The sequence below is a fragment of the Bacillus sp. SIMBA_074 genome (genome assembly GCF_046534555.1).
Taxonomy (GTDB): domain Bacteria; phylum Bacillota; class Bacilli; order Bacillales; family Bacillaceae_G; genus Bacillus_A; species Bacillus_A mycoides.
Genome location: NZ_JAWRYM010000001.1, coordinates 237,113 through 251,685 on the forward strand (window position 1 = coordinate 237,113; position 14,573 = coordinate 251,685).

The 14,573-nt window shown below is 33.6% G+C and carries 17 protein-coding genes; 5 read left to right on the forward strand and 12 right to left on the reverse strand.

Annotation, left to right across the window (positions count from 1 at the left end; genetic code table 11):
* Nucleotides 1–36 precede the first annotated feature (36 nt).
* The 5 genes from SB773_RS01170 to SB773_RS01190 all read right to left on the reverse strand — a co-directional run bounded on the left by SB773_RS01170 (nucleotide 37) and on the right by SB773_RS01190 (nucleotide 3,068).
* Entirely contained in the window at nucleotides 37–612 is a 576-nt protein-coding gene (locus tag SB773_RS01170) for a histidine phosphatase family protein (protein ID WP_002030998.1), read from the reverse strand.
* Nucleotides 613–735: 123 nt separating this feature from the next.
* Nucleotides 736–1,827 (reverse strand): serine hydrolase, encoded by a 1,092-nt coding sequence (locus SB773_RS01175; protein ID WP_410588207.1) that lies wholly within the window; start codon nucleotides 1,825–1,827, stop codon nucleotides 736–738.
* Between the two features lie 100 nt (nucleotides 1,828–1,927).
* Nucleotides 1,928–2,563 (reverse strand): cupin domain-containing protein, encoded by a 636-nt coding sequence (locus SB773_RS01180; RefSeq protein WP_410588209.1) that lies wholly within the window; start codon nucleotides 2,561–2,563, stop codon nucleotides 1,928–1,930.
* A gap of 161 nt (nucleotides 2,564–2,724) precedes the next feature.
* Nucleotides 2,725–2,886, reverse strand: coding sequence for a hypothetical protein (locus SB773_RS01185; protein WP_000109008.1), 162 nt, complete (start codon nucleotides 2,884–2,886; stop codon nucleotides 2,725–2,727).
* A 65-nt stretch (nucleotides 2,887–2,951) separates the two neighbouring features.
* The gene (locus tag SB773_RS01190; protein WP_002031004.1) at nucleotides 2,952–3,068 is read right to left on the reverse strand and encodes a hypothetical protein; all 117 of its coding nucleotides are present in this window, start codon (nucleotides 3,066–3,068) and stop codon (nucleotides 2,952–2,954) included.
* 131 nt (nucleotides 3,069–3,199) lie between these two features.
* Between SB773_RS01190 and SB773_RS01195 the strand changes: the two genes are divergently transcribed.
* The gene (locus tag SB773_RS01195) at nucleotides 3,200–3,622 is read left to right on the forward strand and encodes a YfmQ family protein (RefSeq protein ID WP_002011948.1); all 423 of its coding nucleotides are present in this window, start codon (nucleotides 3,200–3,202) and stop codon (nucleotides 3,620–3,622) included.
* A gap of 53 nt (nucleotides 3,623–3,675) precedes the next feature.
* Here SB773_RS01195 and SB773_RS01200 read toward each other — a convergent pair whose 3' ends face one another.
* The 5 genes from SB773_RS01200 to SB773_RS01220 are packed head-to-tail and all read right to left on the reverse strand — an operon-like array spanning nucleotide 3,676 to nucleotide 9,467.
* A complete protein-coding gene (locus SB773_RS01200; RefSeq protein ID WP_410588212.1) occupies nucleotides 3,676–4,509 on the reverse strand; it encodes a hypothetical protein in 834 nt (277 codons plus the stop codon).
* Between the two features lie 20 nt (nucleotides 4,510–4,529).
* Nucleotides 4,530–5,792 (reverse strand): MBL fold metallo-hydrolase, encoded by a 1,263-nt coding sequence (locus tag SB773_RS01205; RefSeq protein WP_410588214.1) that lies wholly within the window; start codon nucleotides 5,790–5,792, stop codon nucleotides 4,530–4,532.
* Nucleotides 5,789–7,459, reverse strand: coding sequence for an ABC transporter permease (locus tag SB773_RS01210; RefSeq protein ID WP_410588216.1), 1,671 nt, complete (start codon nucleotides 7,457–7,459; stop codon nucleotides 5,789–5,791). The genes SB773_RS01205 and SB773_RS01210 overlap by 4 nt, the downstream gene beginning before the upstream one ends.
* A gap of 12 nt (nucleotides 7,460–7,471) precedes the next feature.
* On the reverse strand, nucleotides 7,472–8,497 hold the full coding sequence (locus SB773_RS01215; protein WP_002126664.1) for an ABC transporter substrate-binding protein: 1,026 nt from the start codon (nucleotides 8,495–8,497) through the stop codon (nucleotides 7,472–7,474).
* A complete protein-coding gene (locus tag SB773_RS01220; RefSeq protein ID WP_002141170.1) occupies nucleotides 8,475–9,467 on the reverse strand; it encodes an ABC transporter ATP-binding protein in 993 nt (330 codons plus the stop codon). Before SB773_RS01220 ends, SB773_RS01215 begins: the two co-directional genes overlap by 23 nt.
* A gap of 161 nt (nucleotides 9,468–9,628) precedes the next feature.
* Here SB773_RS01220 and SB773_RS01225 point away from each other — a divergent pair, with 161 nt between their 5' ends.
* Nucleotides 9,629–10,522: a LysR family transcriptional regulator gene (locus tag SB773_RS01225; RefSeq protein WP_002126660.1), complete on the forward strand. Its 894-nt coding sequence runs from the start codon at nucleotides 9,629–9,631 to the stop codon at nucleotides 10,520–10,522.
* Between the two features lie 40 nt (nucleotides 10,523–10,562).
* Here the strand turns inward: SB773_RS01225 and SB773_RS01230 are convergent, their stop codons facing one another.
* Both SB773_RS01230 and SB773_RS01235 read right to left on the reverse strand, forming a co-directional pair.
* Nucleotides 10,563–11,087 carry an outer membrane protein assembly factor BamD gene (locus tag SB773_RS01230; RefSeq protein ID WP_002086429.1) on the reverse strand — a complete coding sequence of 175 codons (525 nt, stop codon included), beginning with the start codon at nucleotides 11,085–11,087 and terminating at the stop codon, nucleotides 10,563–10,565.
* A 109-nt stretch (nucleotides 11,088–11,196) separates the two neighbouring features.
* Nucleotides 11,197–12,465, reverse strand: a complete 1,269-nt coding sequence (locus tag SB773_RS01235) for an MFS transporter (protein ID WP_002031019.1) — start codon at nucleotides 12,463–12,465, stop codon at nucleotides 11,197–11,199.
* A 117-nt stretch (nucleotides 12,466–12,582) separates the two neighbouring features.
* On the opposite strand from SB773_RS01235, the gene SB773_RS01240 reads away from it, so the two are divergent.
* The 3 genes from SB773_RS01240 (at nucleotide 12,583) to SB773_RS01250 (ending at nucleotide 14,571) form a co-directional block, all read left to right on the forward strand.
* Nucleotides 12,583–13,797, forward strand: a complete 1,215-nt coding sequence (locus SB773_RS01240; RefSeq protein WP_002126655.1) for a helix-turn-helix domain-containing protein — start codon at nucleotides 12,583–12,585, stop codon at nucleotides 13,795–13,797.
* A gap of 66 nt (nucleotides 13,798–13,863) precedes the next feature.
* Nucleotides 13,864–14,043: an H-type small acid-soluble spore protein gene (locus SB773_RS01245; RefSeq protein WP_001025736.1), complete on the forward strand. Its 180-nt coding sequence runs from the start codon at nucleotides 13,864–13,866 to the stop codon at nucleotides 14,041–14,043.
* 192 nt (nucleotides 14,044–14,235) lie between these two features.
* Nucleotides 14,236–14,571, forward strand: coding sequence for an antibiotic biosynthesis monooxygenase family protein (locus SB773_RS01250; RefSeq protein WP_002126653.1), 336 nt, complete (start codon nucleotides 14,236–14,238; stop codon nucleotides 14,569–14,571).
* Nucleotides 14,572–14,573: the final 2 nt, after the last annotated feature.

The window sequence follows — 14,573 nt, forward strand, 5'->3', positions numbered from 1 at the left end:
AATACCTTCTCCCTTTCCTCTTTTTTTGATAAACTTTTACAAATTATTTATCTGATAATCTGTAGACTGTATTCTTTCAGCAGAACTGAAACAATTATTATCAAAAGTTAATTTATACACATCTGGCATATGAAGGGTTTTCCAAAACTGAAAACCATATTTCGAATCAAAATAATTCATTAGTAATACCATAATATTCCCATGAGTACCTATTACAATATTCTTACCTTTATATTTTTTTAATATACTTTGCATGCATATTACAGCGCGTCTTTGCGCTACATCATTTGATTCTCCGCCTTCGTATGCAAAAGTCCAGTCTTCCCATACCTTCTGAATAGCATCATTAAAATCTGTTACTGGCTCTTTACTTAATAACCTTTCCCGTAAATCTTCTTCCAGTTGTATTGATAAATTATATGTATTCGCAATTCCTTGCACGGTTTGAATCGCCCTTTTATACGGGCTAGAAATAACAACATCAATGTTTTTATCCTTTAACAAACTTGTTACATTACCTGCATCAATCTCTCCTTCTTCAGATAAGGGACGTTCCCTTTCTTCCTTTGTATATGTAGAGTGAGCGTGGCGAACGAAATATACTGTAGTCATTATTCAACTTCCTTTCTTAGTTTCAATCTATATTCCATGCAGTAAATAGGAAATCCTGTATCATGAATAGAAAAGAGCGCCTTTTAAAAAGCGCTCTTTTGTTTACATAATAAAATTATTCCATTATAACTTTCTTCTGAATTCTTCATCTGTTATAGCATCTTGAATAAAATAATCTATATTATTTCTCAGCTTTTGATATGCAACTTGATCTTCTATATCGTTAAACATAATTACAACTTCTACCTTATTCCATTTCTTATCTGTAGTATACAAACTTTTTGTCAATACGAATGCGGTAGAACCACCTTTTTGACCAGCATATTCCAACTTACTATTTTCAACTGTTCCTTTAAAAACATTATCAATTTCATCTTGCATTGATTTTGGAAAATAATTTCTACTATTTATCTTTTCCATTAAACTCAAATAATCTTTAGCATTTGCACTCACTAATCGATCTGACCAAATACGCTGGAATTCCATATCTATTTTTAATGGTATATCACGTTTCTTCCATTCACTTTCATCTTTCATCCATTCATGTATTTGTAACACGTGTTTATTATATTCATCATTAGACATGTTACGTATCATTTCTAACGATTGATTTTCTGGCTCATTAAGCTCTTTTTCTACATACCCTCTCATATATAATGAAGCAGTATACGAAGAGAACTTGTCATGACTAGTAAGTTCTAACTCTTTTAAACTATCATTTACTCTTTCTATTCCAAGCTTATCTAACAAATATGTTGTATTCGCATTAGAACTATAATGAATCATCCCTTTAGCCACTTCTTCTAAAGCAATCTGTCCATTTTGCACTAACTCTCTCACTTTTGAATCTTCTAACCAGTCAGGATGCGCTCCACCATCAGTGTTTTTAACATAATATTTTTCTAAATCCTGCAATGAAATTTGTTCATCTCGACTTATTTTTCCTTCTGACACTTGCTTAGCAAATTCAACTGCTATTACGATTTTTGCCGTACTTGCTAATGGTAATTTTTTATTTTCATTTACAGATGTTACTACTTCACCGTTTTTTCTAATAAGTAATGAACATGTTTCATCACCTTTATGTTCTTTTATGTAGTTTAATACGTAATCAGGATCTTCTTTTGACAAATAGTACTTCATAATAACAAAGAAAGCTATAACAGCTACTACAATGACTCCTGCAACAATTCCTATAATCTTTAATATGTTCACAATATGCCCCCTCTATAAATTCCCTTCTATATAATAATTATAACGAATAAAAATACAAAATTATACAAAACAGAGTAACTCTTCCTAAAAAAAGAAAGAGTTACTCTATTTCACATGATGTTATTTGTCCATTTAACGTAACAACTATATTTGAGTCGTCACTTTCTTTAACTCTATTTAGTCGATTTGAGTTAGGAGGACCAATTACAACTGACTCCTTAATTGGCGAAAGGTCCTTTCCTAATTTTTCTGCACTTACACCGTATGCAGCTTGAAATACTTCTGGCGGTGTTAATCTAAGTATGTCTGATCCCTCCGCTGTTTCAAACTGATCGTTATTAAAGAACAAATGTAATTGTACTTCCTCTGTTACCGCTGTAATCCAATGCCACCATCCCATTGGAATAAAGACAGTTTGCCCCGCTTTCACATGATAATTTTGCAATTGATTCGTTTCGGGATTTAAAATGGATGTAACTGCTTCTCCTGATACAACAACATCTAATTCCCACGCATTCGGATGCCAATGTGGTTCCCGTATATGCCCTTTCGTCATAAACAAATCAACAAACGCCCCTCCTATCATCGCAGGTAACTGCGTTGAGGTAACTTCATATGCAACGTTTTTCTCATCTCTTTTAAAAAAGACATTTTTTCTCGAATCAAAGAAAAGATTTGGCGTTCCTGAGCTTTTCTTTAAATTTTTATTATCTGTAACATAACCTGAATTACTCATTCAATCCCTCTTTCCCGCTCCGAACATTTCTGATTTTACACTGTATCGTATGGGGAAATTTTATAAATGTGCCTATTAACAACATAACAAAAAAACATGCCTTCATGATGAGAGCATGTTTTGTGATTTTTTTCACATTATTTAGTTAAAAAATAAACTTTTTACTTACCATGATGTAACATTAAATCACTAAGTTCTTCTTCAATGTGATTTAATTTCGCAACTCCTTCTTTCCACTTATGAATATAACGCGATACCCCGACAATAAATAAAACAATAATTGTAGAAAGAATAATACCATATACGATTGTTACAGTACTCATAGTTACACTTCCTTATAATTAGTAATGTTATTATTAGTTATATTTTTATTATAAACCTTTTTCTTTTAAAATACTTCGATTTCAACTTTTTGTAACAAAATTGATTTTTCTAATATTTCGTTCATAAAAATGGAATATTTTTCACAAATTATACAAAACTTCACCATATGTACTATTGCCACATGAGTTATATTGTTAAATAGGATAAAGTGAAATTTTAGTCAGTACGGGGTATCTATCCCACACTGATTATTAGCCCGCACCAACCAGGATTTTACGGACCGTTACTGTGGGATAAAGGGGATGAAATACTATGACGACTTGGTTTATTGTAATGTTAGTTGTATTTGGAGCATTTAAAATTATTGTTTCTAGCCTTCCTAACTCTGCTATTGAATCCATTATTAGCAAGTACGAAACACATCCACAACTTGAAGAAGAGAATGTGACTGTTACAATCAATGGAAATAACTTAGAAGGCGAAAAGAAATCCAAAATTATTCATGATTTTAACGAAGGATTATTTTTAGATCGCTATTATGCACCACCACACAATGAAGGCACTCCTTTAATTATCAATGCAAAACGTGGCAAAAAAGATTTTACATTTTATATTTATAGTCATGAAGAGCATGTTGATGTAGTAAAACAACATAAAAAGAAGGTAGTTGCTTATAGTTTACGCTCTAAAAACCTTCAAAATAATGATATGTTCGTGTCAGCTGATTTAGCTTAATGCTCATATATTAGAAGAAGGAATCCATGGCACATAGATTCCTTCTTTCCTATTTACTGAAAAATAAGCTCTGTCTTCAAACTATCTTTCGGTAACAACCATCCTTTTTTCTCTATACTCGCCATTAATAATTCTCTTTGTTTTGTCGCGATACTTTCCTCATTTGTTTTAAACGACACTTCTATTACGAAGTCATCTTCTATCTTCCCGGTATTACTTAATGGCCAAATTTCAATATTCGTTTTTATATTTTCAAATTCACCTGTATACCGTTTCATTAATACAGGACCATAAATACGAGAATTCTTGAGCATTTCTTCTCCCCAATTCGTATACAACCATTTGTTCATTTTCCCTAGCAACTTTTCTATTAACATGTTTTGAGCAACTCGTTCGTTTGGTAAATCAAGTACTCCATATCCTTTAGCACTGTAACTTTTCTTATTTGAAATACTTAACGTTTTCTTCTCAAATCCCCAATCTATTTCCGCCTCATAATTATCAGTTTTACTATCAAATCCATCCTTTTTAGCCACTTCTAGTGCTTCTTGAATTACACCATTTTGAGTAGGATATCTTTTTTTATATGTTAGCTCAAAATCTTTACTAAATTCTTTCTTTCGAATTCTCGCAAACCAACCTTCATTACTTAAATTTTTATTTGCCGTATCTAAAAATTGCACCTGTATTCTTTCATAATTTGTACCAGCCTGAAAATATTCTAGTACCTCTTGCTTCATCTCTTTGTTATAACCTAATACTTGTTCTGGCTTTAATAATAACTTCACTTCAAAGCTAGGTTTCATTGAACTAGCAGCAAAACCTTCCTTAACGTTATAAAGGAAACAACAAAAGAAAATACTTACGAATACAAATACTTTTTTCATATACCAATCTCCTTTACATTTTATATGACTTCTACACATTCCATTGCAAGTGAATACACATTTTCATATCCTGCTGTGCTTAGCTTTTGTTGTAATCGATCCGTATCCTCTTTCAAAGCATGTACTAACACCGTATGTTCTGGTAATAATGTATTTAACATTTCCTTAACGTCACTTATACTTTGATGAACTTTATATGGAACTCGCTTCACCCTACATTCTTTACCTACACGTTCCTTCAAAACTTTTTCTGCAAAACTTCCTTTAGCAATATGTCCAGTAAAGATAATCGAATTTCGTTCTTCATGCCGAAGTTGTTCATAATACAACTGTGCTCGTTTCGTTTGCATATTCGCATCACTCATTACAACTATTCCGTAACTATTTTGCATACAAATGTCATTATCCATAACTATTATGTTTCTTTTTAAAACCTCCACAACCCGTTCAAGTTTTTCTTTATTTTTTAACCAATCTTTATATATGAACATCTCTTCAAATCCAGCCAAAATTTCTTTATCTACTATAATTGGAAGTTCTTTATATCGTTCATATAAATAAAATACTATATCTTGCGCCCTACCAAGTGAGGGCAGTGGTAGTAATACTGTTCCTTTATTTTGAGCAACTCGTTCAATTTCTGCACATAATTCGTCTACTCGTTCCTTTTGTGAAACATCATCAGTGTGATAAGCGGCATCTACAATTGCAATTTTTATATCGCTTCGCAAATTTTCAGGTAAATTAGCTCGTAGTATATTAGATTCTGCTGAATAATCACCAGAATAAAATACGTATGTATTACACATATCCACTAAAAACCAAACAGCTCCTAATACATGCCCACTATACCCCCATTGAAACCTCAACGTCGGTGTAATCTGTATCCATTCATTTGGATTACTAATCTCATCAATACATACATAATTTAAATCTTTAATATTTTGATCGTTATAAGGTAAATTCCACCCTTTTGAAAGATTGTAGTTTCCCCATTTTTCAAAATAAGCTGGAAGTCGCTCCTTCGTATAACGAGTCGTCCAAATTTTTTTCTTATATCCATACTTCGTCAATAAAGGTAAACCCATCGTATGGTCTTCATGAATATGTGATAAAAATACTGCATCCAAAAACGGAACAACTTCTCTTTCTATTTTGGGATAACTATCCTCATATGATCGATTAATACCACAATCAAATACTATTTTTGTCTCTTTATTTTTCACAAAATAGCAGGAACGACCGTATTCTCCCGCTCCTCCCCATACTTCCATCCTCATCATGCTACCCCTTTTCGTTTTTGCTCCATATGTTGCAGAAGTAATAAGCACATTGTTGTAAGCCCAACAGAAACAACAGCCATTGCCATTCCTATAGATACTTCTCCTTGTTCAAATTGAGCAAAAATAAACGTTGCTGACGTTTCTACTGATGGAGGTAGTACGAGAAGCGATGCTACTAACTCTCTTATCGAAATCGTAAATGTCATCGCCCATCCAGCAAGAATTCCTGGAATAATAAGCGGCAATATTATTTTTCTAAAAATATAAATATAATTCCCGGAAAAAATACTTCCTGCCTGTACAAGAGAATCATCAATTTGTCCGAGCGATGCTTTTACATACTGCACCGTATAAGGTAAAAAGAGAACAACATACGTTACGATAACCATGACTGGTGTATTGTAAATTGACATAGGCATATAGGGTGAATTCCAAAATAAAATAAGCCCTACAACCATCACTATTCCTGGTACCATATTCGGTAACATGCCGCACATATCAAGCCATTTTTCAGAGGACTTTTTCCCCTTTCGAATCATAAGCGCCAAAAATACGCCAATAATTACAGCAACAATCGCCGTTACGAGTGAAAAAAGAAAACTGTTCCATAAAGCTTCTAATCCCGGAGAACCAATTGTAAATAATGCTTCATAATGGCTTGTTGTAAAGTTATTAAAATGTAAGCCACCGCCTCTTAACTTCGACAAAGAAGCAATAAGTATAGAAAAGTATGGGATTCCAATTGCTACTATTAGTAAGCCAATTACATAAACCCATGCTATAACGCGCGCAAATATAGACAAAGTATACCTTTTAGATTTCACACCTTTTCCACTAACCATTGCATATGTATACTTTCGATTCAATACATTTTGCATATACCAAATGAGCATACACGAACTAAGTAATAAAGAAGATAATGCTGTGGCACTGCCAAAATCAATCGGCCAACTAGAGATAAATTTATGAATCTCAGATGTTAACACATGGAATCCTATTCTACGTCCGAATGTAGCTGGTGTTCCAAATTCAGCAATCGTCTTTACGAAAATGAGTAAAGCGCCCATTACATAACTTGATAACAATAACGGTAGTATTATTTTTCTTAAACGATAGAAAAAACTTCCACCATGAACTGCTGCAGCTTCTTCTTTACTACTCCCAATCTGAAGTAACGTGTTTTTCAACATGAAGTAAAGGAATGGGAATAAATGCAGACTCATAATTAAAACCATACCGCCTAAACTAAAAAACGATGATGAAATCGGCTTTAAAGCCGGAAAAAATTGTTCAAAATAACCGTTAGGTTGCATGAACAAAATCCAGCCCATCGATCCGATATAGGGCGGGATCATAAATGGGATCATAAAAACAATATCTAACTTACTATACTTTCCTACATCTGTTTTGCTCATAATGAACGCCAATGGAAACGCAAATATTGTAGCTCCTATTACAACGAGTACACCTAGAAGCATCGAATTTAGAAAAATTCCAGCTAATCCACCACTCTGCATGACTTCAAAAGGCTTTAAAAAATTCCAACTGCTATTTTCATATACACTAGAAAATAAAATGAGAAAAATCGGAATGACGATTAACATCGCCACAAGTAACAACGCTACTGTCATTCCAACTTGTCTTACTGTTACGAATCGATTTACCATGTAATCACCATCTTATTGAAATACTTTCTTAAATTGTTTTGCTATTTCATCTTGTTCTTTCTCAACTGTTTTCCAATCAATATTTAATACTGGAATCTCTTCTACATTCGGTCTATTTTCAGCTTTTATATCTTTTCTACCGGGCAACAAATACGCTTTAGAAACTTGTTTTTGCACATCATCTGATAATAAATAATCAATAAACTCTTTTGCACCTTCTACATTTTTACTATCCTTCATAATGCCTGCTGCACGTGGACTAATGACTGTTCCGCTTTTTGGATATACGATATCAACCGGTTCACCCTTTGCTTTTGCACTGTACGTCATATAGTCAACACCCGCAATTACCATATCTTTCGCACCTGTTACAACTGGGTCTAACGCTTCTTGGTTTGCCCCAGCTACTGTAACTTCATTTTTCTTAAGCTGTTCAAATAAATTCCATCCATCTTGTCCATTCTTTTTCACATATCCTGTTACAAAGTCTAAAGCTGAACCTGAAAGTGCTGGATCTGGAAGATTCACTTTCCCTTTCCATTCTCCTTTCGTTATATCGCTCCAATCTTCAGGTGCTGTCTTCACATTTTTTGTGTTATACACAATTCCTAATGCTGAAGCACTATATCCAAAATAATGTCCTTTATCATCCGACCATTCAGAACGAAGCTTATCAGCTTGTTTTGCTCCTTTATAAGCTAACGTTTGCCCATCTTTTTTTAATCCTTCCATCGCTGGTAAAGAAGCAAGTACGACAACGTCAACGACTGGATTTTTCTTTTCAGCCTCCATTCTTGCTAAAATCTTACCTGTTGTTCCTTGAAACATTTCTACTTTTATCCCTGTTTTCTTTTCAAAGTCCTTTTGAATTTTTTCTGCTAATCCTTTTGGTCCTGCACTATATACAACAATTTTCTTTTCATTAGCGTTTTTATTTTTTGCATCTACACTGCCTGTCTTTGAGCTACAACCTGTTACTACAGCAGAAAATAGTAAAGTACATACAAATAAAGACTTAAGCGAACTGAATTTCTTCATACGATTCTCCCCCTATATGATGAATACATTTTTTTGGTACATATAACGATACCGGTTTACCAACGCTTAGCTTACTATTGTGATAAGCTGTCCATACACCGAGTGTCCCCATGTTTACTTTCACTTCATAACGTTCTCCTACATATGTAACGTGCTGAACTTCACCTGTATACATTTCGCACAAGTCATTTTTTGTCCAGCTCACATGCTCTGGACGAATCATTTTTTTCCCCTCTACAAGCCAATTTGCCTTACCAACAAATTTTGCAACAAATTCATGAGACGGTTTCACATAAATGTCTTCTGGTGTTCCTTTTTGTAATACTTCACCCTGCTTCATGACAATAATTTGGTCTGACATTGACATAGCTTCTGTTTGATCATGTGTTACATACAATGCCGTTAAACCAATTGAATGAACGATGTCCATAAGTTCTAATCGCATTTCTTCTCGCAAAATTGCATCGAGTGCACTTAACGGTTCATCGAACAAAATAAAATGAGGTTTCGTTACAATTGCTCTAGCAAATGCGACACGTTGCTGCTGTCCACCTGAGAGTTCATGCGGATATCTTTTCTCCATACCTTGCAAACGAACTCGCTTTATCGCATCTTCTACCTTTTCTCTTAAGTGATTCGTTTGCTTTGTAGCCCTTAAACCAAATGCAACATTTTCAAATACAGTCATGTGCGGCCATAAAGCAAAATCTTGAAATACCATGCCGATATTCCGCTCATGAGGAGATGTTTTTATCTTTTTAGCAGAAGAATACATGCACTTATCTCCAAAATATATTTCACCTTTATCCGGTTCCTCAAGCCCTGCAATCATTCTAAGTAAAGTCGTTTTCCCGCATCCTGAAGGTCCTAAAAGTGTGGTGAATTCCCCTTTTTTCATTACAATCTGTAACGGCTTTAACGCCTGTGTTTTCCCAAATGCCTTTTCTAATCCATGAATTTTAATATCCATCGTTTCACCTCTCTCCCCTCATTCTTAACCTGCTTTCATTCTATCTGGAAGTTTTATACTGAATGTTAATGTACTGTAAAGATTAAATTAAAAAATCTCTAATAAACTATTTATTTCTATAGATTTTTTCTATAGTTAGAAGAAAAAGGGGCCAACTTATCATGAATCTCTTAAAATTAGAAATTGTAGTGCTTATTAAGAAATACAAAAAGCTTACTATTGTTGCAGAAAAACTTGGCGTTAAACAACCTACTATTACGTTTCACATAAAAAGCTTAGAAGAGGAACTTGGTGTGCCTTTATTTGAATTACGTTCCGGAAGGTATTTCTTAACAGAAGCTGGCGAGGCATTGCATCATTATGCTTGTAAAATAGATGCACTTATGAAAGAAGCTAGGCGGGTCACACAAGAGTTTAAAGATTTTAATAAAGGCGCTATAACAATTGGTGCTAGTTATGTACCCGCGACTTATCTTTTACCAGAAGTTGTTCACCAATTTCAATGCGAATTTCCAAATATAAAAATAACACTCATAGTAAAAACAGCTCCTGAAATTCGAACGATGCTACAAAATCATGAAATTGATCTCGGGGTAATTTCTGCGGCACCGTTTGACGAACCACTTCTAAAACAAATGAATGTAATGCCTGATACACTTGTTCTTGCCTTTTCCAAAGAACATCATCTTTCTAAAAGAACAAATGTATCATTACAAGATATCGAAAAAGAACGTATATTATTGCATCGTAACCCATCTACAACGAGAGATTTACTTACACAATGGACGTTAGCACATAACATTACATTCCAATCAGAAATTGAACTAGATTCATTAGAAACGATGAAACAAATTTTAAAATATGGTAATGGGGTTGCCTTTATTTCAAAACTTGCTATTGAGCAAGAAGTACAACGAAATGAGCTATGCTATATACCGATCCCTGATTTTGAATTTCAGCGTAATATTTATACCATTCATCATGAGGACAGATGGAATTCTAAAATAATTTCTTTTTTACTACATAGTATTACTTCTTTTGCAGAAAAAAATTAAAAGGCTGTCGTTATACACGACAGCCTTTTAAACTATAACTCTATTTGTTTTTCTTATCCTCAATTTTTGCTTGTGCCTCTTCAGCCTTATCTAATGCTTCTGAAACTTTTTTCTCTTTTTCTTTTACATCATCTATACTATCAACAGCTTTAATTAATTTATCGATTCCTTCTTCATTTACCTTTTTTCGTTTCGCTACTCTTTCATTTACTTTCTCTTCCACATCTTTTGCTTTTTGAAGCATATTCTCTGCATTTGATGTCACAGCTTTTTCAAGTGCATCATCTTTTTTCTTTTGTAACACTTCATTTGCAATATCTTTCGTTTCTAAATACTTACCGTCTTTTAATGCTGTCGCACCGCGATCTAGTAACTGAGCGACTTCTTTATATGCCTTCGCTTCATTTCCTGATTTCTCTTTTTCCGCTTTTTCAAACCACATAATCGCATCACTATATTTTTCATTTTTCAATGATTGCATACCTGTTTCAATATACGTGTCATAATTACTACATCCAGTCATTACGACTAACAGAAAAAGCATTACAAAACTTAATTTTCTCATGATGTTTTCTCCTTTTCTTTGCCTGCTCACTTTACTGTAACATACATGAAAAGGAGTTTCAAAAACTAAAATACTAATATGGTCATTTTTATATTGTTAAAATTTTCTTTTAAACCGATACATCCACTTGTTTTTTCGCCATATGCTGCTTTACTCCAACTAATACAACTAACAATAATCCTCCACCTAATGTCATCATAACAATGCTAGTCGGTAACATATCTAATAATAATCCATATACAATCATTCCAAGCGGTGCGATTGCAGTAGAAATTGTTTCAAGTAGACCGAATACACGTCCTAAATAGTTTGGATCTGTCGTCTTTTGCATATGTACTTGCATCGGGATATTTACAACCATCATTGATATACCGGTTAAAATCATAAAAGTGATATAGTAAATAAAACTTGCTACTTTCGGAATGATAACTAACAACGGAAAGACTGTGCATAAACTCAAGCCCGCAAATAAAAACAGTCCAATATAAACAGAGCGAAACGGATTATTCACTTCTTTACGTACTGATAAAACAATTGCACCAATTAGCATCCCGACTGCTAACATTCCCTCTACAACACCGAGTTGCTTCGAGGATAAATGCAAATTTTTAATAATAATATATGGAAGCGAAACGAAAAGTGCACTCGCAAAAAAGTTTACCCCTACTGCAATTTTCATTAAACCATATATTTCATGCTGTCGTTTCACATATGAAAAACCTTCTTTTATACTCGTCAAGAAATGCTCTTTACTTTCGGCCAATTCTTTTTTATATAAATCAAATACGATGAATAATTGTACAATAACTGCTAAAAAGAATGTAATACTATTTAACAGGAAAAATGTTTTGATTGAAAAGAAACCAAATACAACTCCTCCAATAATCGGCGCTAAAATATTCGATAAAGATGATGCCGTCTGATTTAAAGCACTCGCTTTTTGAATACGCTCCTCATCTACTAAATTAGGAATAGACGAAGTTAATGAAACAGAATAAAAACTTGCACAAATTGATAATAATGCCGCTGATACATAAATAAACAGAAGTGATGGTCCAAATATAGTAGCAAGAATAAACATGATAAGCATTGTTAAGCTACTTAATAAATCAGTGCCAATTACAAGCCATCTTCGGTTCACACGGTCAGCTACAGCACCTGCAATTGGGCCACAGATCATTCTTGGTATTGATCCGCAAATAAGAGTAGTTGCAAACCCCATTCCTGAACCAGTTGTCTTTAATACGTATAATCCCATTGCAAACGTATAAATACCCGCCCCTAACAAGGACGTCATTTTTCCAATCATCATTAAAATAATATTTCTCGTTGCAATCTTCATTTTCCAATCATTTTGACCTATACTTACATCCCCCATTATGACACTCTCCCTTTAAAAGTTAAATTGTGTTAAACTTATTATATATAAAACTTTCCAATTTTTACAACGAAAAGTTTAATTATATTTAACTTTTTGATTATAAAGGAGCATATGATGGCTACTCTCGGCGAGAAAATTAAAACGTTACGAAAAGAAAAAAAGCTTACTCAAACTGAATTAGCAGGTTCAGAACTGACAAAAAGTATGTTAAGTCAAATTGAAAATGGAAAAGCTACACCTTCCATGAAAACATTACAATACATCGCTGAAAAACTTGGATGCGAAACGAGTTTTTTACTAGAAGAAGATGATGTAGAAATTGTAGAAATCATTCAACAAATGGAACAACTAATAAAGGCAAATAAATGTGATGAAGTATATGAGACTTTACTACCTATCGTTCAAAAAGAGCTACCTTCTACTTTAAATACCGCTCGTTTATATAAACAATTTGTAACAGCTGCGGCGATTATGAAAGATTACAACATTGAATATTACGTTGAAAAGGCTACTTCTATTTTTGAAAAATATACGTTATACCGGGACAGTACGGAAACAAAATTAAAATTATCCTTTACGATATTCACACGTAAAAAGTATGGTGAATGTTTACAACTTATAGCTAGTATTAGAAATGATTATGAGGAGAAACATTTAGAAATGGATCTCATTATACATATCGAGTTATGTTTATATGAAGCCATCATTTTACTAGCATGCGGCGATTATGAAACATGTGAAAAAACAATATTAGAGGCACTCGAGTTTTCAAAAAAGCATCAAGTATATTTTAAAACAGACGAATTTTATCGGATTTTATCTTACCAAAAAGTCATTACAGCTGATAAAGAACAATATTTATATTACATAAAAAAATCTGAGCAATTTGCCATTTTTACAGAAGATACTCTATCCATTGCGATTATTGATATTTTAAAAGCTTACTACTACAACACGATTACTAATGAATATACAATCGCATTAAAACATCTAGAACAATTTCGAGAGAAACTAAAAGATGAGCCACTTTTTCAAGACGACGGATTGTATTATCTTGAAAAAGGAAAAGCTTTATACGGATTGAAACGTTACGAGGAAGCTTTACAAGCATTGCAACGTGATATCATGCCGGATTATATGAACCATCCACTTGATCAAGCGTGGCTTACAACAGCAGGTGCATATCGTGCCCTTTGTTATGTAAAACTTAACGATAAAAAAAGGGCTCTGAAGGAAGCTACAGAAGCCGCTCAAAAGATACAATCCTACCCTGATTCCATCTTTTCTTCTTTTATTAAAGAAACATTACAAATAATACAAAAACTTTAAAAATGTCTCGAAATGGTATATTATTCCTCCTTTTTTGCAAAGATAATAATGATGGGAGGAATATAAATGAATATACAACGCGCAAAAGAGCTTTCCGAGTCATCTGAAGAAGCCAATGTCAGTTTTCAAGGCATGCCTGTTATGATTCAACACGTCGATGAAAGCAACGAAACCGCCCGCATATATGAAGTAACAAATCCAAAACGCGAATTAACGGTTCCAGTTAATAGCTTAGAGGAAATATAAAAAATGCCACTTCTTTTTTTTGAAGTGGCATTTTTCTTACTTTGTATCACTTAATTTGTATATTCCTTCTCACCCCTGTTTTTCAGCACCTGAACAAGAACAGAAGCTTCCTGCTTCTGTTCTTGTTATTACGTGCTACAATACAAACTATGAACTGAACATTCGTACCATATATGTTAAGGAGGAAAGATAATGGGAACTAATCCACAAAAAACTAGCCCTTATTACGCGGTTATATTCACTTCTAATCTATCGAATGATACAACAGACTATAGTACCGTTGCCGAAAAAATGGAGGAACTTGCGAAACAGCAACCTGGATTTTTAGGTGTCGAAAGTGCACGTGATAATTCGGGACTCGGAATTACAATTTCTTATTGGGAGTCACTTGAAGCAATTGAAAATTGGAAAAGGAACGCCTTACATAAAGAAGCGAAAAAAAGAGGCCGTGAGCAATGGTATGAAAATTTCCACCTGCGCATCTGCCTTGTTGAGAAAGAATATAAGTTTCAGAGAGGTACATTGTAACT

Bases quoted from the DNA above. Each gene is read 5' to 3' on its own strand.
- SB773_RS01220 (WP_002141170.1), bottom strand. From the start codon at position 9,467: ATGGATATTAAAATTCATGGATTAGAAAAGGCATTTGGGAAAACACAG.
- SB773_RS01215 (WP_002126664.1), bottom strand. From the start codon at position 8,497: ATGAAGAAATTCAGTTCGCTTAAGTCTTTATTTGTATGTACTTTACTA.
- SB773_RS01250 (WP_002126653.1), top strand. From the start codon at position 14,236: ATGGGAACTAATCCACAAAAAACTAGCCCTTATTACGCGGTTATATTC.
- SB773_RS01200 (WP_410588212.1), bottom strand. From the start codon at position 4,509: ATGAAAAAAGTATTTGTATTCGTAAGTATTTTCTTTTGTTGTTTCCTT.
- SB773_RS01170 (WP_002030998.1), bottom strand. From the start codon at position 612: ATGACTACAGTATATTTCGTTCGCCACGCTCACTCTACATATACAAAG.
- SB773_RS01185 (WP_000109008.1), bottom strand. From the start codon at position 2,886: ATGAGTACTGTAACAATCGTATATGGTATTATTCTTTCTACAATTATT.
- SB773_RS01210 (WP_410588216.1), bottom strand. From the start codon at position 7,459: ATGGTAAATCGATTCGTAACAGTAAGACAAGTTGGAATGACAGTAGCG.
- SB773_RS01195 (WP_002011948.1), top strand. From the start codon at position 3,200: ATGACGACTTGGTTTATTGTAATGTTAGTTGTATTTGGAGCATTTAAA.
- SB773_RS01240 (WP_002126655.1), top strand. From the start codon at position 12,583: ATGGCTACTCTCGGCGAGAAAATTAAAACGTTACGAAAAGAAAAAAAG.
- SB773_RS01205 (WP_410588214.1), bottom strand. From the start codon at position 5,792: ATGATGAGGATGGAAGTATGGGGAGGAGCGGGAGAATACGGTCGTTCC.
- SB773_RS01235 (WP_002031019.1), bottom strand. From the start codon at position 12,465: ATGGGGGATGTAAGTATAGGTCAAAATGATTGGAAAATGAAGATTGCA.
- SB773_RS01180 (WP_410588209.1), bottom strand. From the start codon at position 2,563: ATGAGTAATTCAGGTTATGTTACAGATAATAAAAATTTAAAGAAAAGC.
- SB773_RS01225 (WP_002126660.1), top strand. From the start codon at position 9,629: ATGAATCTCTTAAAATTAGAAATTGTAGTGCTTATTAAGAAATACAAA.
- SB773_RS01245 (WP_001025736.1), top strand. From the start codon at position 13,864: ATGAATATACAACGCGCAAAAGAGCTTTCCGAGTCATCTGAAGAAGCC.
- SB773_RS01230 (WP_002086429.1), bottom strand. From the start codon at position 11,087: ATGAGAAAATTAAGTTTTGTAATGCTTTTTCTGTTAGTCGTAATGACT.